This is a genomic window from Agromyces sp. NPDC058484 (assembly GCF_042720415.1).
In the GTDB taxonomy this organism is placed as follows: Bacteria; Actinomycetota; Actinomycetes; order Actinomycetales; family Microbacteriaceae; genus Agromyces.
In genome coordinates this window covers 75,963-94,068 of record NZ_JBHXMP010000005.1, presented here as the reverse complement: position 1 = coordinate 94,068, position 18,106 = coordinate 75,963, and the positions used below count along the sequence as shown (strand labels likewise).

16 protein-coding genes are annotated in these 18,106 nt (G+C 70.9%); 8 read left to right on the top strand and 8 right to left on the bottom strand.

Annotation, left to right across the window (positions count from 1 at the left end):
- Positions 1–19: 19 nt before the first annotated feature.
- The gene (locus tag ACFWN7_RS05980; protein ID WP_376937827.1) at positions 20–3,091 is read right to left on the bottom strand and encodes a family 20 glycosylhydrolase; all 3,072 of its coding nucleotides are present in this window, start codon (positions 3,089–3,091) and stop codon (positions 20–22) included.
- Between the two features lie 249 nt (positions 3,092–3,340).
- Between ACFWN7_RS05980 and ACFWN7_RS05975 the strand changes: the two genes are divergently transcribed.
- A complete protein-coding gene (locus tag ACFWN7_RS05975) occupies positions 3,341–4,579 on the top strand; it encodes a pyridoxal phosphate-dependent aminotransferase (protein ID WP_376937826.1) in 1,239 nt (412 codons plus the stop codon).
- A gap of 100 nt (positions 4,580–4,679) precedes the next feature.
- Positions 4,680–4,895 carry a dodecin gene (locus ACFWN7_RS05970; RefSeq protein ID WP_376937825.1) on the top strand — a complete coding sequence of 72 codons (216 nt, stop codon included), beginning with the start codon at positions 4,680–4,682 and terminating at the stop codon, positions 4,893–4,895.
- A gap of 116 nt (positions 4,896–5,011) precedes the next feature.
- On the opposite strand, the gene ACFWN7_RS05965 is transcribed toward ACFWN7_RS05970, so the two are convergent.
- Both ACFWN7_RS05965 and ACFWN7_RS05960 read right to left on the bottom strand, forming a co-directional pair.
- On the bottom strand, positions 5,012–5,185 hold the full coding sequence (locus tag ACFWN7_RS05965) for a CsbD family protein (protein ID WP_376937823.1): 174 nt from the start codon (positions 5,183–5,185) through the stop codon (positions 5,012–5,014).
- 103 nt (positions 5,186–5,288) lie between these two features.
- The gene (locus ACFWN7_RS05960) at positions 5,289–6,197 is read right to left on the bottom strand and encodes a LysR family transcriptional regulator ArgP (protein ID WP_376937822.1); all 909 of its coding nucleotides are present in this window, start codon (positions 6,195–6,197) and stop codon (positions 5,289–5,291) included.
- Between the two features lie 72 nt (positions 6,198–6,269).
- Between ACFWN7_RS05960 and ACFWN7_RS05955 the strand changes: the two genes are divergently transcribed.
- From ACFWN7_RS05955 to ACFWN7_RS05930, 6 genes are all read left to right on the top strand, one after another.
- On the top strand, positions 6,270–7,010 hold the full coding sequence (locus ACFWN7_RS05955) for a LysE/ArgO family amino acid transporter (RefSeq protein ID WP_376937821.1): 741 nt from the start codon (positions 6,270–6,272) through the stop codon (positions 7,008–7,010).
- A gap of 100 nt (positions 7,011–7,110) precedes the next feature.
- On the top strand, positions 7,111–8,025 hold the full coding sequence (locus tag ACFWN7_RS05950; RefSeq protein ID WP_376937820.1) for an ABC transporter ATP-binding protein: 915 nt from the start codon (positions 7,111–7,113) through the stop codon (positions 8,023–8,025).
- Complete coding sequence (locus ACFWN7_RS05945) at positions 8,022–8,909, top strand: ABC transporter permease (RefSeq protein ID WP_376937819.1); 888 nt, start codon at positions 8,022–8,024, stop codon at positions 8,907–8,909. The genes ACFWN7_RS05950 and ACFWN7_RS05945 overlap by 4 nt, the downstream gene beginning before the upstream one ends.
- A 21-nt stretch (positions 8,910–8,930) precedes the next feature.
- Positions 8,931–10,169, top strand: a complete 1,239-nt coding sequence (locus ACFWN7_RS05940; protein ID WP_376937818.1) for a sensor histidine kinase — start codon at positions 8,931–8,933, stop codon at positions 10,167–10,169.
- Entirely contained in the window at positions 10,166–10,876 is a 711-nt protein-coding gene (locus ACFWN7_RS05935; RefSeq protein ID WP_376937817.1) for a response regulator, read from the top strand. Before ACFWN7_RS05940 ends, ACFWN7_RS05935 begins: the two co-directional genes overlap by 4 nt.
- Positions 10,877–10,970: 94 nt before the next feature.
- Complete coding sequence (locus tag ACFWN7_RS05930; protein ID WP_376937816.1) at positions 10,971–12,572, top strand: phosphatase PAP2 family protein; 1,602 nt, start codon at positions 10,971–10,973, stop codon at positions 12,570–12,572.
- Between the two features lie 209 nt (positions 12,573–12,781).
- Here the strand turns inward: ACFWN7_RS05930 and ACFWN7_RS05925 are convergent, their stop codons facing one another.
- The 5 genes from ACFWN7_RS05925 to ACFWN7_RS05905 form a co-directional block, all read right to left on the bottom strand.
- Positions 12,782–14,020 (bottom strand): UDP-N-acetylmuramate dehydrogenase, encoded by a 1,239-nt coding sequence (locus ACFWN7_RS05925; RefSeq protein WP_376937815.1) that lies wholly within the window; start codon positions 14,018–14,020, stop codon positions 12,782–12,784.
- 1 nt (position 14,021) lies between these two features.
- Positions 14,022–14,450 carry a MaoC family dehydratase gene (locus ACFWN7_RS05920; protein ID WP_376937923.1) on the bottom strand — a complete coding sequence of 143 codons (429 nt, stop codon included), beginning with the start codon at positions 14,448–14,450 and terminating at the stop codon, positions 14,022–14,024.
- A complete protein-coding gene (locus ACFWN7_RS05915; RefSeq protein WP_376937813.1) occupies positions 14,450–14,896 on the bottom strand; it encodes a MaoC family dehydratase N-terminal domain-containing protein in 447 nt (148 codons plus the stop codon). Before ACFWN7_RS05915 ends, ACFWN7_RS05920 begins: the two co-directional genes overlap by 1 nt.
- A gap of 156 nt (positions 14,897–15,052) precedes the next feature.
- A complete protein-coding gene (locus ACFWN7_RS05910) occupies positions 15,053–16,417 on the bottom strand; it encodes a flavin monoamine oxidase family protein (protein ID WP_376937812.1) in 1,365 nt (454 codons plus the stop codon).
- A 174-nt stretch (positions 16,418–16,591) separates the two neighbouring features.
- A complete protein-coding gene (locus ACFWN7_RS05905; protein ID WP_376937811.1) occupies positions 16,592–18,061 on the bottom strand; it encodes an NAD-dependent succinate-semialdehyde dehydrogenase in 1,470 nt (489 codons plus the stop codon).
- Positions 18,062–18,106 lie beyond the last annotated feature (45 nt).

The following is an 18,106-nucleotide window of genomic DNA, read 5'->3' as shown; positions in this document are numbered from 1 at the left end:
CAGCGTTGCACGCTGAGATTCAGCCGCAGGAGCGTGCGTCGTAGTCCGCCGTGAGGGTCGACGTGACCGCAGCCCCGTTCAACGTCGCGCTCGCCTCGACCGTGACCGTTCCGGCAGGCACGCTCGCCAGGCGCGTCGTGAACGAGTGCACCGCGTTCTTGCCTGCCGCCACGCTCGCGAACGACTTCTCGCCGTACGCCGTGGTCATCACGAGCGAGACCGGCTCGTCCTCGCGGTTGGTCGCCTTGACGGTGACGTACGCCTTCGAACCGAGGCACCGCGTCTGGGCCACGACGTCGATCTGCACCTCCGGCACCGTCACCGCGGGCCCCGCGACGGCGAGTTCACCGATGGTCGCCCACGGGTTTCCGTTCACCTCGCTCTTCGCGACGAGCTTCACGTAGCGCGCGGTCTTCGGTGCGAACGGAGCGAGCTGCGCATCGGCGCTGTTCACGAACGTGCCGCTCGCCACGGGCTCGCCCCACGCGCCGTCGACGGTCGCGACCGTCGTCGAGGTGTAGACGTCGTAGTTCGCGATACGGCCGTTGGCGCCGCCGGAGCCGCTGCTCGACCGGCCCGTGTACCAGAGGCCGCACACCGATTCTTCGGCGCCGAGGTCGACGACGATCGAGTGCGGGTACTGCGCCGTGGTCGGCGACCACTGCGAGTGCCAGTAGGTGGCGGGGTTGCCGTCGATCGCTGCGGCGGCCGGGCCGTTCGGGGCGGGCTCGCCCGACGTCTGCTGGCTCGAGACCGCGGCGATCGCGCTCGGCGTCAGCTGCTCGGTGGTGCAGATCGCGTTCGTCGTCGCCGTCGCCTGTGCCACGACCGCTCCGGCGCCGTCGACGAGTTCGAAGACGAACTCGCCCGATCCCGTGGCAGCGGACACGTTGTTCAGCGTGAACGCCGCCTCGGCCTCCGCACCCTGAGCGAGGTCGCCGACCTCGACCGAGCCGGGCCGAGCCGACCAGCCGGCGGGCGTCGCCGCGACGCGCACCGTGGCACCCGTGACATCCGTGTCGGAGGTGTTCGTCGCCGTCACGGTGACGGCGACCTCATCGCCCGGAGCGGCCGTGATCGCGGCCGGGGTGGCGTTCAGCGCCACGTCGCCCGTGATCTTCCACACGGTCTTGCCCCAGTCGGCCGGAGTCTGCACGACCAGGCCGTCGGGCACGGTCTTCGTCGCTTCGCCCGACACGGGAACGTCGACCAGCCCCGCGGAGACCGAGAGGAACTGCTGGCTCGCGGCGTTCGCGATGGTGTAGCCGCCGTCGACCCGGCGCAGCTGCCACTTCTGCAGCGTCGTCGTCGCACAGGCGCTCAGCTGCGCGTCGGCGCCGATCTCGAGGGGCACACCGAGCCGCATGGTGCCGTCGCGCGACAGGTCGAGGCACCGCCCGTCGGGTGCGGTGATCGTGTAGTACCCGTCGTTCGTGCGGGTGAAGGTGAACGGCTCGCCCGAGTCGCCGAGGGCGAGCGCACCGCCGTCGGCGGGCGCCAGGGTGCCCTCGTCGTTCGCACCGGTGATCGCGAAGGCGCCGTCGGGCAGCGGCTGACGCTCGGCGTTCTCCCAGAGCGGAGTGTGCCCGATCGTCTCCATCGCCGCCGTGAACGCGTCGAAGCTCGCCCACGGCCGCGTGCCTGCCCAGGTCGACTGGGCGACGAATCGCAGCGGTTCGAACATGCGCTGCTCGGTGGTGTTCTCGGCCTCGGCCGGTGTGCCGCCGTCGGGCCATGCGCTCAGGCGCGCGCCGCGGATCTGCTCGGTGCCGGTGGTGACCGTCTGGCCGTAGAAGACCTCGGGCGTCCACCCGGAGTCGTAGAGCCCGCGGCTGTTCACGCCGTAGCCGCCGCGCACCATGTACAGCGAGTTCGAGTTGTTGACGAGCTCGTGCCCCCAGTCGAGGAACTGCTGCGGGCGGATCGAGGAGCCGGCCTGGTTCCAGTGCTCGACGACGATGTCGGTGTCGATCTGCTCGAACCGGTTCGTGGTCATGACCCCGTCGTTCCAGATCCGCAGCTCCTTGCCCGTCGACTTCACGTAGTCGTTGATGCGGTTGATGTACCAGGCGACCACGTCGTTCTCGGTCGCGCCCGGCCCGAACCGCTCCTCGGCGAATCGCTTGATCTGCGGGTAGTTCGCATACCCGCTGCCGAGCATGTACTCATCAGCGCCCATGTGCCAGCTGTCGGCGGTGAACACCTCAGAGTACTCGTCGATGAGGTCGGTGTAGAACTCGAAGGAGGCGTCCTTCGTGATGTCCATGCGGACTTCGTCCTTCTCCCCGGTCGCCTCGTTCGTGAGCTGGAGCTCGGGCAGGTTCTCGAGCCAGATCTCCATATGGCCGGGCGAGTTGATCTCGGGGATCACCTCGATGCCGTACGCCGACGCCTTCTCGACGAGCGTGCGGATGTCGTCCTTCGTGTAGTACGACCACGTGTTCGTCTCGGGGTACCCGTCGACCTTGACCTTCAGCTCGAGCAGCAGCGTGTTGAGCTTGAGGTACGACATCTCCTCGATGAGCCGGTCGATGAACTCGGGCGAGATGTTGATCACGCACGCGCAGAGCGTGACGCCGCGCTCCTCGTACTCCGGCACGTCGACGATCGACCCGGCCGGCAGCACGTCCTGCTGGCCGAGCATCTGCAGCACGGTGCGGGTGCCGTAGAGCACACCGGTGGGTTCTGCAGCGGTGATGGTGATCTCGTCGCCGACGACGAGTTCGTAGCCCTCGGGGCCGAGGTCGGTGCGGCTCTCGTCGAGTTGCAGTTCGATGTCGCCGGATGCCGCGTCGCCGGTGCCGTCGGTCGCGCCGGGCCGCGAGGCAGCGAGTTCGTCGCGGAAGATCCCGGCGATCGCATCGACGCGTTCGTTCGTTCCGTCGGTGAAGACGCCCGGGTCGGTGTCGGCGGTGAAGCTGCCGTCGGCCGCCACCCAGCCGTCGATGGACGGGATGACCTCCGGCAGCGAGACCGCTGCGGATGCGGGCGAGGCGGGGATCAGCGAAGCGGCGGCGAGCACCGCGGCAAGGCCCGATGCAGCGAGCGCCTGGCGCAGGCGAGATCGCCGACTGTCTGGTGTGGTTTCCACGAGAACCTCTCGTTCCGGCAACGACGCCCGGCAGCCGACATCGCTGTGAGTGAAAATGGTAACGCAAACATAGTGTGACCTCGGTTGGACAGTCAATATGTTGCGCAACCTTTTCGATCAGGGCTTCCCGACAGTCCCCGCATCTGTCAATGTGAATGGTAGCGCTGCCATTCTCCGGCCGGCGCGATGTGCCCGGATGCGCCGGCCGACGACGTGCCACGCGGCATCCGCTCGCCCTAGGCTGTGAGGGTGACCGAGAAGCCGCGCCTGTCCGCCCGAATCGCCGCCATCGCCGAGTCCGCGACCCTGAAGGTCGACGCGAAGGCCAAGTCCCTGCAGGCGGAAGGGCGCCCGGTCATCTCCTACGCCGCGGGCGAGCCCGACTTCCCGACCCCCGAGCACATCGTCGAGGCCGCACTCGCGGCCGTCGCCGACCCGAGGAACCACCGCTACACGCCCGCGGCCGGGCTGCCCGAGCTGCGCGAGGCGATCGCGGCGAAGACGCTGCGCGACTCGGGCCTCGAGGTCTCGCCCGGGCAGGTCGTGGTGACCAACGGCGGCAAGCAGGCGGTCTATCAGGCGTTCCAGGTGCTGCTCGACGAGGGCGACGAGGTGCTCGTGCCCACGCCCTACTGGACCACCTACCCCGAGGCCATCAAGCTCGCGGGCGGCGCTCAGGTCGACGTGTTCGCGGGCGCCGACCAGGGTTACCTCGTCACGGTCGAGCAACTCGAGGCGGCACGCACCGACCGCACGAAGGTGCTCCTGTTCGTCTCGCCGTCGAACCCCACCGGCGCGGTCTACGCGCCCGAGCAGGTGAAGGCCATCGGCGAGTGGGCGCTCGAGCACGGCATCTGGGTGGTGTCCGACGAGATCTACCAGAACCTCACCTACGCCGACGCTTCGACGGAGCCCAGCGCAGGCGAGGCGGCTGCCCCGCCGCGGGCCGTCTCGATCGTCGAGGCCGTGCCTGCGCTCGCGAACCAGACGATCCTGGTGAACGGCGTCGCGAAGACCTACGCGATGACCGGCTGGCGCCTCGGTTGGATGGTCGGTCCGGCCGACGTGATCACGGGCGCCGCCAACCTGCAGTCGCACCTGTCGTCGAACGTGTCGAACATCTCGCAGCGGGCGGCGATCGCGGCCCTCACCGGCCCGCAGGACGCCGTCGAGGAGATGCGCCGGGCCTTCGACCGCCGCCGCCGCACGATCGTCGCCGAGCTGTCGAAGATCGAGGGCGTCACGGTGCCGATTCCGCAGGGTGCCTTCTACGTGTACCCCGATGTCACCGGGCTGCTCGGCCGGGAATGGGGCGGCGTCACGCCCGCCACCTCGCTCGAGCTCGCCGACCTCATGCTCGAGCAGGCCGAGGTCGCGGCCGTTCCCGGAGAGGCGTTCGGGCCGAGCGGCTACCTGCGCTTCAGTTACGCGCTCGGCGACGCGCCGCTGCTCGAGGGCATCCAGCGCCTGCAGCGCCTCTTCGCCTGAGATCTGCGTCTGCGTCTCGACTCTCGACACGGTGAGCCTCTCGCACGTAACGTCGGCACCAGCGGGCACGACGACGTTTCCCCGCGAGGAGGAGAACACGATGAGCAACCACACCTATCGCGTCACCGAGATCGTCGGCACCTCGCCCGACGGCGTCGACACGGCGATCAGCAATGGCATCGCCCGCGCGGCGGCGACCATCCGCAACCTCGACTGGTTCGAGGTCGTCTCGGTGCGCGGCGAGATCGAGGACGGCGCCGTCGCCCACTACCAGGTCACCCTCAAGCTCGGATTCAAGATCGAAGAGCCCGGGTAGGGTGCGAAGACGACGGAGTTCAGCGAGGGCAGGGGGAACGCCCGCGGCGCACGCGGGTGGTTCCCCTTCCCCGGCGACGTCGCAGGCGTTCGTCTCGGCGTACGACCCGAACCGGGTCAGTGCTTGAAGGCGTCCTTGACGTCTTCAGCGGCGTTCTTCAGGTCCGCCTTGGCCTGATCGGTCTTGCCCTCTCTCTCGAGACGCTCGTCGTCGGTCGCCTTGCCTGCGGTTTCCTTGGCCTTGCCGCCGAGGTCTTCGGCTGCGTTCTTCATCCGGTCTCCGGCACCCATCGTCGAACTCCCTCCCGGGCGACGGCGTTCTGCCGTGCCCTTCCTCAAGTGAACGTCGCATGAGCGCGATTCGACAGGGGCTTGCCGCGCGGGCCACGACGCGCTAGTCGTGTGCGAGCTGTCGGCGCGCCTCGGCGGCGAGCCCATCGGCGATGGCGTCGAGCAGGGGCGAGCGCAGGTTCCACTGCTGCCAGAACAAGGGCACGTCGATGGGCGCGCCGCCCAGCCGCACGAGCTCGCCGCGTTCGAGCTCGGCGTCGGACTGGAACGCGGGGAGCATCCCCCAGCCGAGCCCGAGCTTGATCGCCGTCGCGAAGTCGTTGGATGCCGGCACGTAGTGGCGAGGCGGCCGGTCGGGCTCCACGCCGAGCGTGACCAGGTGGTCGCGTTGCAGGTCGTCACGGCGGTCGAAGTCCACGAGCGGGGCGGCAGCAAGCGCGGCGGCTCCTCCTTCCGCGGAAGACGCCTCGCCGAGCGACCACCGCTCCATGAAGGCAGGGGCGGCCACGGCCTCGTAGCGCATGACCCCGAGGGGGCGCACGAGGCATCCGGCGACCGGCGTCGCCTGCGAGGTGACCGCGCCCATCACCGTGCCCGATTCGAGCAGGCCGGCCGTGAAGTCCTGGTCGTCGCGGTGCAGGTCGAAGACCACCGGATGCCGCTCGGCGACGCGTGCGAGGGCCGGGAGGAACCAGGTTGCGAGCGAATCCGCGTTCACGGCGAGCGCGACGGAGACCGGGCGATCGGATGCCGCGTCGAGGCCGAATCCGGCGAGCGCATCGTGCTCGAGAAGCGCCAGCTGGCGCGCGAGCCGCACGACGGCGGCACCGGCATCCGTCGCCCTCGCCGGCTTCGAGCGCACGACGAGCACGCGGCCGAGCTGCTGCTCGAGCGCCTTGACCCGCTGCGAGACCGCCGACGGGGTGAGATGCAGTCGCCGGGCGGCCGCGTCGAACGTGCCCTCGTCGATGACGACGGCGAGGGTGCGTGCGAGGTCGAGCGGGATCTCCATCTGAAACAATGCTAATGTCACTGAAGAATCATGAGCTGGATTGCATGACCGGTTGCGCCTAGCGTCGAGTCCATGCCCGTCTCCTCCCTGCTCGCCGGCCTCGGCCTCGGCTTCTCGTTGATCGTCGCAATCGGCGCGCAGAACCTCTTCGTGCTGCGGCAGGGCATCCGGCGCGAGCACGTGTTCGCGGTCGCGGCGATCTGCGCGCTCAGCGACCTGGCGCTCATCATCGTCGGCGTCTCGGGCGTCGGCGCGGTGCTGCAGGCGATGCCGTGGCTCGCCGACGTCATCCGCTGGGCGGGTGCGGCCTTCCTCGTCGGATACGGATTGCTCGCCGCGCGCCGCGCGATACGCGGCAGCGAATCGGGGCTCGTCGTCGACGACGGAGAGCGTGTCGGTCGAGGAGCGCCGCAGGCGCGTATCGAGACCCCTGTTCCGACAGCCGGGGTCTCGATACGCCACTCCGCGGCGACTCGACCGGCGGAGGGCTCTGCACCCGCGACGGCATCCGCCGCACGTCGCACCGCGCTCGCGGCGGCCGTGCTCACGTGCCTTGCGCTCACCTGGCTGAACCCGCACGTCTACCTCGACACCGTGTTCCTGCTCGGGTCGGTCGCGAACACCCACGGCGACGCGCGGTGGGCATTCGCTGCCGGTGCGGGAGCGGCGAGCATCGCCTGGTTCTTCGGTCTCGCCTACGGCGCTCGGCTGCTGGGTGGACTGCTCGCCGGCCCCAGGGCGTGGCGAGTGCTCGACGCGGTGATCGCCGTCGTCATGATCGTGCTCGGCGTCTCGCTCGTGCTGCCGCACTGAGTCGCGGGCCCCCGGCACTGCGGCATCCACCGATCGGTGGAGGTCGAAATCGACCGGCCGTCGGCTACCGAAGCCGACGGTGCCGCGCCATCCTCGGAGCATGGACACGCAAGCGCCCTCAGCGGGCACGATCGAGACGGATGCCGCGGTGCGGATCCGGGGGCTCCGCAAGGTCTACGGCGGGGCGGCCGCCGTCGACGGCATCGACCTCGACATCGCCCGCGGCGAGACCTTCGCCCTGCTCGGACCCAACGGCGCGGGCAAGTCGACGACCGTCGAGATCCTCGAGGGGTACCGCGCGCGAACGTCGGGTGAGGTGCGAGTGCTCGGCGTCGACCCGGCACACGGCGACCTCGACTGGAAGGCCCGGGTCGGCATCGTGCTGCAGTCGGTGACCGAGTCGGGCGCCTACACGGTGCGCGAACAGCTCGCGCACTTCGCCTCGTTCTACCCGAACCCCCGCGACCCAGACGAGGTCATCGCCGCGGTGGGCCTCGAGGCGAAGGCCCGCACCCGCATCTCCAGGCTCTCGGGCGGACAGCGCCGACGCGTAGACGTGGCCCTCGGCATCGTCGGCCGGCCCGAACTGCTGTTCCTCGACGAGCCCACCACGGGATTCGACCCCGAGGCACGCCGCGAGTTCTGGCAGCTCATCCGCACGCTGAAGGGCGAGGGGACGACGATCCTCCTCACCACCCACTACCTCGACGAGGCCGCCCAGCTCGGCGACCGGGCGGGCATCATCGTCGGCGGGCGCCTCGTGGACGTCGGTCGCGTCCACGAACTCGGCGGACCGGATGCCCGCGTGCCGATCGTGCGCTGGCGGGACGCCGACGGCACGCCACGCGAGACCCGCACCGAGCGACCCGCCGAGCTCGTGGCATCCGTCGTCTCCCGACTGGGCGGCGAACCCCACGCGCTCGAGGTGATCCGACCGAGCCTCGAAGACATCTACCTGCAACTGGTGCACGCGGCAGGCGCCGACGTGCACGACGACGAGGAGGCGCCGGCATGACCGCGCAGACCACACCCGACGCACCGACGCGGACCGCCCACGTCACCACCCGACGCGCCCGAACCGGCCGCCGCCCCGGCTTGGTGCGCGTCGGCGCCACCCGCATCGGATACGAGGTGAAGGGGTACTTCCGATCGCCGGATGCCGTGTTCTTCACGTTCCTCTTCCCGGTGATCATGCTCGGCATCTTCACGGCCGCATTCAGTGCCGCGGGAGACATCCAGCCGGGTCCGGACGCCGAGGGCGTCTCGGTCGGCGCCTACTACCTGCCCGGCATGCTCGCGGCGGGCCTCCTGTTGTCGGGTGTGCAGAACCTCGCGGTCGACATCGCGACGGAGAAGAGCGACGGCACGCTGAAGCGCCTGGGCGGCACGCCGCTCTCGCCCGTCTCGTACTTCCTCGGCAAGATCGGCCAGGTGTTCGTGACGGGCGTGCTGCAGGCCGCGCTCCTCCTGTTCGTGGCCGCGACCCTGTTCGGCATCGCACTGCCGACGACGGCCGAGGCGTGGATGACCTTCTCGTGGGTCTTCGTGCTCGGCATCACGACGTCGGCGCTGCTCGGCATCGCCCTGTCGGCCGTGCCCCGCAGCGGCAAGTCGGCCACGGCCGTCGTCATCCCGATCGTGCTCGTGCTGCAGTTCATCTCGGGCGTGTACCTGCAGTTCTCGGCGCTGCCGGAGTGGATGCAGAACATCGCGAGCGTCTTCCCCCTCAAGTGGATGGCGCAGGGGATGCGGGCGGCGTTCCTGCCCGATGACTTCAAGATGCTCGAGCAGAACCAGGAATGGGATCTCGGCTGGGTGGCGATCATGCTCGTGGCGTGGCTCATCGTGGGGCTCGTGGTGAGCCGCCTCACGTTCCGGTGGATCCGGCGCGACGCGTGACGCGCGTGCGAAGGTAGCACCATGTACAACGTGCGATGGTGGGATGCCGCGGCGCTCGCCGTGGCGTCCGTCGTCGTGCTGCTCACCCTGGTCGACCCGCCCTACGGCCCGTCGGACTGGGGAACGTGGGCCACCACCGGCGCATTCCTCGCCGTCTACGTCGCCTACGGACGACGGTTCCTGACGGGTGCACCCGTCAGCCATCACCTCGCCATCGCACTGCTGTTCTCGACCGTCATCGCCGCCGGCGCCGCGTTCGAGCCGTCGTTCGCGATCATGCAGGCGTTCGTCTACCCGTACGTGTGGGCGACTGCGCCGAGCGTGCGCAACGCGATCATCGCCAACGGCTTCGTCGCCCTCGCGATCGTCGCCGGCTACTGGATCAGGTTCGGCCCGGCCGGCCTCGTCACCGGTCTCGCGGTCGCAGCGCTGTCGTTCGGTTTCAGCATCGCGCTGGGCCTCTGGATCACGCGCATCGCCGAGTACGGCGAGGAACGCGCGCGACTCCTCGACGAACTCCAGGCGGCGCAGGGTCAGCTCGCGGCGATGCACCGCGACGCCGGCGTGACCGAGGAGCGCGGGCGACTCGCCCAGGAGATCCACGACACGATCGCGCAGAGCCTCACCGGCATGGTCATGGTCGCCCAGCGGGCGGGCAACCGGCTCGAGGCGGTCGAGGGCGAGCCCGCGGCATCACTTCGACAGGCTCAGTACCACGCCGTTCGGGGCGACATCGAGCTCATGGAGGAGATGGCGCGCGAGGCGCTGACCGAGGCCCGAGGGCTCGTGGCGTCGCTCGCGCCGGTCGCGGCCGACGCGGGTCTCGCCGATGCGCTGCGGCGACTCGGCGCGTCGTTCGAGCGTGAGACCGGGGTCGCCGTGGCGGTGACGACGGATGCCGCAGGGCTCGACCGCGAGCTCGAGGTCGTGCTGCTCCGCTCCGCGCAGGAGGCGCTCGCGAACGTGCGCAAGCACGCGCAGGCGCGCTCGGCGTCGATCGACGTTTCGGTTGGCGGCGACGGGGTCGTGCTCACCGTGGCCGACGACGGCGTGGGACCGGGCGACGCCGAGCCCGGCGTGAACGGGTTCGGACTGGCCGGCATCCGCGACCGGGCGGCGATGGCGGGCGGGTCGTTCGCGTTCGGACCCGGGCCGACCGGCGGGTCGCTGCTGCGGGTCGTCGTGCCCCGCGCGGATGCCGCGAGCGCCACGCATCGGTCCGACGCATCATCACCGGACGCGGCAGGAGGAACCGCATGACCCGTCGACCCTTCGACAGGCTCAGGGCAGGGCAAGCTCAGGACGGCGCCGCAGCTCAGGACGGCGCCGAGACCATCCGTGTCATCGTGGCCGACGACCATCCGATCGTGCGCGCGGGCATCGTCGGATTGCTCGAGTCCGCGCCCGACATCGAGGTGGTCGGTGAGGCGGCGGACGGCGCCGAGGCGGTCGCCCTGGCCGAGTCGGAGCATCCCGACCTCGTGCTCATGGACTTGCGGATGCCCGGCATCGACGGGGCGGCCGCGACCGAGCGCATCGTGGCGGCGGGCCGCGACACGCGCGTGCTCGTGCTCACGACGTACGAGTCCGACGACCACATCCTCGCGGCGATCGAAGCGGGCGCGAGCGGATACCTGCTGAAGGCGGCGCCGCAGGCGGAGATCCTCGCCGGCGTCCGGTCGGTCGCGGGGGGCGAGACCGTGCTCTCGCCGTCGATCGCGGCGAAGCTCGTGTCACGGGTGCGTGCGGATGCGGCATCCGCCACCGAACCGGCACCCGCGCTGTCGCCCCGGGAACGTGAAGTGCTCGCCCTCGTCGCCGAGGGCCGCTCGAACCCCGAGATCGCCCGCGCGCTGTTCATCGGCGAGGCCACCGTGAAGACGCACCTGCTGCACGTGTTCGAGAAGCTCGAGGTGAGCGATCGCACCCGTGCGGTCACGCGGGCGATGGAGCTCGGGCTGCTGTAGCTCGGGCTGCTGTGGGCCGGGTCACGCACGGCGGACGGATCGCCGCCGGGCGCAACCCCCTGACACGGTTGCACCGCCCGCCTACGCTGGCGGCGTGGCATTCACGAGCCTTCGCGTCGCGGTGCAGCGCACCCGGATCCTCCCCGAGTGGGTTCGGCGAGCGGATGCCGCGGCCGGGCGGGCCGTGAACGGGCGCCACGCGCACCCGCTCGTCGACCGGTTCTGGTCGCGCGTGACCGGCTTCGCCGATCGCGGAGTGCTGTGGTGGACGCTGGCGGGCGTGCTCGCGGTGACACGCCGTCGTCGAGCTGCGGCGCGCGGGCTCGTCTCGCTCCTCGTGGCGAGCGCGCTCACGAACCTCATCGCCAAGGAGGTGTTCGGCGGCGACCGCCCGCTGCTCGCCGACGTGCCGATCGCGCGGCAGCTGCCGAAGCCGCCGATCACGCCGTCGTTCCCCTCGGGGCACTCGGCGAGCGCGGCGGCGTTCGCGGCGGGCGTCGCGCTCGAGCGTCCGGCGATCGGTGCGGCGATAGCGCCCGTCGCGCTCGGCGTGGGGTATTCGCGACTGCACACGGGGGCGCACTGGCTCTCCGACGTCGTCGGCGGGCTCGCGCTCGGTGCGGGCGTCGCCGCGCTCGGCGCCCTCGTCGTGCGCCCGAAGCCCCGCACGGGCACAGCGCCGCCGCCTGCCCCTGCCTCGAGCGGCACCGACCGGCCTCTGCCCGCCTCACCCGACGGGGAGGGCGTGTTCATCGTCGCCAACCGATCGTCGGGCATGAGCGTCGTGCGCGCCGACCCGCTGCGGGCGATCGCGGAGCGACTGCCCCGGGCAGCGGTGCACGTCCTCGGCGACGACGAGGAGCCGGGCGGCGTGGTGCGGGCGGCGCTCGCCGGCGAGCACCCGCCCTCGATCCTCGGCGTGTGCGGCGGCGACGGCTCGGTGGCCGCGGTCGCGCACGAAGCGCGGGCGGCCGGACTGCCGCTCTTCGTCGTGCCCGGCGGCACGTTCAACCACTTCGCGCGGGCCGCGGGCGCGGCATCCGTCGACCTTGCGATCGATGCCCTGCAGCGCGGCGAGGGGGTGCGGGCGGATGTCGCCGAGCTCGCCTTCGGCGAAGATGCGCCGATCACCGTGCTGAACACCGCGTCGGTCGGCGTCTACCCCGACTTCGTCGCCGAGCGCGAGCAGCGCGAGGAGCACCTCGGCAAGTGGCTCGCGGCGGTCGTGGCGGCCGTGCGCGTGCTGCGTCGCTCCCAGCCGGTCACGGTGGTGGTGGACGGTCGGCGCGCCCGCGTGTGGACGCTCTACGTCGGCGTGGGCGTGAACGACCCCGGCACCGTCGCGCCACTGCGACGCGGACGCCTCGACGGCGGCGTGCTCGACGTGCGGATGCTCCACTCGGATTCGCGCCTGCGGGCTGCGGCCTCGCTCTCGTTCGGACGCCGCACGAGCGCCGTGTTCCGCACGCTCCGGTTGCTGCCGCGGCGCATCGAGATGTTCCGGGCGACGTCGCTCGAGGTGATCGTGCGGCCCCGCCAGGGTCAGCCACCGGGGTTCGCGCACGACGGCGAGGTCGCGCTCGAGGCGCCGGCCGCGGCATCCGCCGAGCTCGCGACTCCGGGCTATCGCACGACCATCGCGGTCGCGCCGGCATCGCTCGACGTGTACCGCCCGGCGAGCCCGGCAGCCGGGTAGCGGCGGAGTCGCAGCGGCCGGGTTGCGGCGAACGCCTGACCGTCGGTGCGGGGCAGAGCCGGCGCTTCGCTCGATTTCGCAGGATGATCCGCCTCTCGAGCCTCCCAGAGGCCGTGAGTCACGTCTCATCCTGCGAAATCCGCGAGTGGGTCGGCCGTGACGGGGACTCGATACGGCCGCTGCGCGACCTGCTCGACCGAGGGCGGTCGCTACAGCTCGACGCCCACCAGCACGGGCTCGGGGTGCAGCACGATGCCGAACTCGGCCTGCACCCGGCTCTGCACGAAGCGCGCGAGCTGGGCGACCTCCTCGGCGGTCGCGCCGCCGCGATTCGTGAGCGCCAGCGTGTGCTTCGACGAGATCGCGGCGCGCGAACCCGGAATGGCGAATCCACGGCGCACCCCCGCGCGCTCGATCAGCCACGCGGCCGAGAGCTTCACGAGCGGCTCGGACGGCGCGGCATCCGTCACCGGGTCGGATGCCTCGAGCGACGCCTGATGTGCGAGGAACTCGTCGAGCGGCGACTCCGTGAGGCCACCGTCGAGCGGCGTGACCTCGTCGGGCTGCTCCTCATCGAGGTACCAGCGCGGAGCGTCGCCCGGGAGCGTGCGCGAGATGCGCTCGGCGACGACGGGATTCGTGAAGAACGAGCCGGCGCTCGTCGAGTCGGGGTCGCCTGGGTCGAGCACCATGCCCTTGCTGCGGCGGAGCGCGAGCACGGCGTCGCGCACCCTCCCGATCGGCACGCGGTCGCCGAGGTTCACGTGCAGGGCGTCGGCGAGCTGTGCGTAGGCGATCGGCTGCCCGAGGGCCTCGCCGAGCACCTCCTGCTCGGCGGCGGTGTCGTGCAGGTCGAGCTCGACCGACACGACGATGCCCGGCAGCCCCCGCTTCAGCACCGACGTGCGGTAGCCGAGTTCGAGTTCGTCGGCGGTCATGCGGCGCGGGGCATCCGCTCCCTCGTCGAGGAACTCGATCGCCACGAGCGTCGAGGAGAGCTCCTGCCCGTAGGCGCCGATGTTCTGCACCGGTGCGGCGCCGACGGAGCCCGGGATGCCCGAGAGCGCCTCGATGCCCGAGTAGCCGTGTTCGACGGCCCAGGCGACGAGGTCGTCCCAGTTCTCGCCGGCCTGCACGCGGATGCGAACGACACCCAGCGGGTCTCGATTCGCTTCCGGTCCCTGAGCCTGTCGAAGGGCGCCACTCGACCCACGGGGAGGAAGCACCTCGATGCCGCGCGTCGCGACGCGGATCACCGTGCCGTCGAATCCCTCGTCGCCGACGAGGAGGTTCGATCCGCCGCCGAGGGCGAGCCACGGCTCGCCGGCCGTCCACGCCTCGGCGGCGAGGTCGACGAGATCACGCTGCGTCGCCGCCGTCACGAGCCGACGGATGGGCCCGCCCACCCGGAGCGTGGTGAGCTCGGAGAATCGCGCGACGCCTGCCATGTCAGTCGAGCGCGACCTGCGCCTGCGCCTTGCCGAGCACCGTCTCGTCGCCCACCTTCACGGTGAGGTCGATGCGAGCGATGCGCGCCTCTGCGTCGAGCCGGCCGACCTTCGCGACGACCGACACCACTGCGCCGATCTCGGGGTCGACGACGACGGGCCGGGTGAACCGCACCTGGTAGTCGACGATGCGCCCGGGGTCCCCTGCCCAGTCGACGACCGGCTGCACGGCGAAGCCCATCGTGAGCATGCCGTGCGCGAGCACGCCCGGAAGGCCGACGTCGCGCGCCACGTCGTCGCGGTAGTGGATGGGATTGAAGTCACCGGATGCGCCCGCGTAGCGCACGAGCGAGTCGCGCGTGAGCGGGAAGGACGCCTCTGCGACGATGTCGCCGACGGTCAGCCCGTCGAGGGCGGGGATGTTCGCCATCATTCGTCTCCTCGCACCACGAGCGTCGAGATCGCCGTGACGACGTGGTCGCCCGCGGCATCCGTGATCGACGACTCGGCCGTGACCATCGAGTGCCCACCGAGGGACTTCACGCTCGAGACCGTGAGCGTCGCCGTGAGCAGGTCGCCGGCGACGATCGGCCGGGTCGACGTGAAGCGCTGGTCGCCGTGGACGACCCGCGAGAAGTCGATGCCCGCGTCGGACTCGGCGAGCAGCTGTGCGAGGGTCTGCTCCTGCACGACGACCGCGAACGTCGGCGGCGCGACCACATCGTCGTAACCGGCGGCCTTCGCAGCATCGGGGTCGAGGTTGATCGGGTTCGTCGCGAAGACGGCGCGGGCGAACTCGCGCACCTTCTCACGACCGACGAGATAGGGCGCGGTCGGCGGGAATACCCGCCCCTGCAGCTCGGGGTTCACTGGCACCCCGACAGTCTAAGCGGGCGCCTCGCGGGCGCCGGTCGAGCCGCGTTCGCATCGCGACTCGACGACGGCTCACGCCCGCGGCGCCGTCGTTCGCGGTGTACCCGACGACGCCGCGCCGGGTCGCGGCATCCGTCTGGGTCGTGGCATCCGTTCCGCTCACCAGGCGGCCAGCACCTCGCCGGCGACCTCGCGGCCGACGCGGATCGCCCCGTCGACGTGCTGGTACCCCTTGCCGGCCATGTCGCTGCACGAGAAGTGGATCGGCCCGACCGGCGTGCGCAGGTCGGCGCCGTAGCGGGCGAGGCCGCCCATGTCGAAGCTCGCGGCGTAGGCGCCGCGGGTCCACTCCTCCGAGCCCCAGTCGCTCTCGTAGTAGACCACCGGATGCAGCGCCTGCTCGCCGTAGTAGTGCGACAGCGACTCGAGGATCCGGGCTTTGCGCTCCTCGGCCGGGAGGGTGAACACGGCGTCGGCCTCCTCGTCGGAGACGAAGCCGACGAGCGTGCCGCGGGAATCGCCGTGGTTCGTGTTGTCGTACGCCTCGTGGCAGAGTTCGTAGGGGCTGAACGCGGTGCCGCTCAGGCCGGCGGAGCGCCAGAACGGCGTCTCGTAGACGGCGTGCACCTTGATCACGAAGCCCATCGAGAGGTGCTGGTGCAGCTGGTGCTGGCGGCGCGGCAGCGGCGGCTCGTACGAGACGCGACTGATGAGCACCGGCGGAACGGCGAGGATGACGTGCTTCGCATGCACCTCGAGGTCGTCGGTCACGGCCACGACGCCCCGCTCCGGGGCGTCCGGGTCCCAGCGCACCGTGCGCACCGGCCGGCCGAGCCGCACGGCGTCGCCGAGCTTCTCGGCGAGCAGGAGCGGCACCTGCTGCAGGCCGCCGACGACGCGCCTGTCGAGGATGAAGTCCGCATCGACGAGGTGCGAGAACGACCCCGCGGATGCGGCCATGAGCAGCGCCTGCAGCGCCGAGAAGGCATGGTCGGGCTTGGTGAGCATCGCGCCGGCGATGAACATGCCGATGTTCAAGCGCGCCTCTTCGTCGTCGGTCTGGGTGCCGAGCCACTCGGCGAAGGAGATCTCATCGAGCTCCTTCGCCCGCGGGTGCGCCCACGGCGCGTCGGGGTCGATCTCGGCGACGAGCTCGTCGAGCTTCTCGATGAGCCCGACGATCTCGCCCTCGGTCTTCGCCGGCACCGGGAAGATCTCGCCCTCGAAGAGCCGACGCTCGCCGTTCTCGCTGATGTAGACGTTCTGGCCCTCGCGGTAGCGCTCGTACGTCTCGAGGCCGAGCTCGTCGAGGGTCTCGATGAGGGCGTCCTGGTCGGGCGAGACCCACTGGCCGCCGATCTCGAGCATCGCGCCGTCGATGTCATCGGTCCAGAGGCGCCCGCCGACCCGGTCGCGCGCCTCGAGCACGACGACCGAGCGACCGGCGTGCTTCAGGCGGGTAGCGGCGGTGAGGCCGGATGCCCCGGCCCCCACGATGACGACGTCGCAATCGATGCGTTCCATGATTCCCGTCTTCCTGTGCCCACACGGTTCAGAATTCAGGAACGGATCCGGATGCCCGGTCCAGGTTGGCGGGAATCGCCGCGGCGACCACGCTGCCCACCGCAACCGTTCCTGAATTCTGAGAGATGGTGAGGGGATGCCGCGGCGCGGCGCTGCGGCATCCGATCGCGTGAATCAGCTCACCGGGATGAGCGTGTACTTCGTGTCGAGGTACTCGTGGATGCCCTCGAAGCCGCCCTCGCGGCCGATGCCCGACTGCTTCACGCCGCCGAACGGCGCTGCGGCGTTCGAGACGAGGCCGGTGTTCAGGCCCATCATGCCGGTGGCGAGGCGCTCGATCATGCGGTGGCCGCGCGCGAGATCCTGCGTGTACACGTAGGAGATGAGGCCGTACTCGGTCGCGTTCGCGAGCCGCACGGCTTCGTCCTCATCAGCGAACGTCGAGATGCCGAGCACGGGGCCGAAGATCTCCTCCTTGAGGATGCGGCTGCCCGCCGCGACGCCCGCGAGCACCGTCGGCGCGTAGAACGAGCCGTCGCCGTCGATGCGGGTGCCGCCCGCGAGCACGGTCGCCCCGCGGCCCACCGCGTCCTGCACGAGCTCGTCGGTGGAGTCGACCGCGTTCTGGTCGATGAGCGGGCCGATGTTGACGCCGTCTTCGGTGCCGCGGCCCACCCGCATCGCCTGCACGCGCTCGGCGACGCGCTTGGCGAACTCGTCGGCGACGGCTTCGTGCACGATGAAGCGGTTCGCGGCCGTGCAGGCCTGGCCGATGTTGCGGAACTTCGCGACCATGGCGCCCTCGACCGCCTTGTCGAGGTCTGCGTCCTCGAAGATGACGAACGGCGCGTTGCCGCCGAGCTCCATCGACGTGCGGAGGATGCCCTGCGCGGCCTGCTTCATGAGGGCGCGCCCCACGTCGGTCGAGCCGGTGAACGACAGCTTGCGCAGGCGCGGGTCGGCGATGATCGGCCCCGAGACCTTCGACGACGTCGACGTCGCGATGACGTTGACGACGCCCTTCGGGAGCCCGACCTCCTCGAGCAGCTGCGCGAATGCGATCGTGGTGAGCGGCGTCAGGGCCGGGGGCTTGATCACCACGGTGCATCCGGCGGCCAGGGCGGGCGCGATCTTGCGGGTCGCCATCGCGAGCGGGAAGTTCCACGGGGTGATGAAGAACGACGGGCCGACGGGGCGCTGCGACACGATCATGCGGCCGGTGCCCTCGGGGTTGAGCCCGTAGCGGCCGGTGATGCGCACGGCCTCCTCGCTGAACCAGCGCAGGAACTCGCCGCCGTAGGCGACCTCGCCACGCGCCTCCGCGATCGGCTTGCCCATCTCGAGCGTCATGAGGAGCGCGAACTCCTCCTTGCGCTCCTGCAGCCTGTCGAACGCGCGGCGCAGCAGCTCGCCGCGCTGGCGTGGCGGCGTCGCGGCCCACGACTCCTGCGCGGCCACGGCGGCGTCGAGGGCCCGGATGCCGTCGGCCTCCGAGGCATCCGCGATCTCCTTGATGGTCTGGCCCGTCGCCGGGTCGGAGACCGTGAGCGTCCTGCCGCCGTCGGCCGCGACCCACTCGCCGCCGATGAAGAGGCCGTCGGCGACGCGGTCGAGGAGGGTGGTTTCCTGCAGGGTGTCGGTCATTCGTGGGTTCCGTTCGCTGGTGGTGTCTTCATCGTGTTCCCGAGT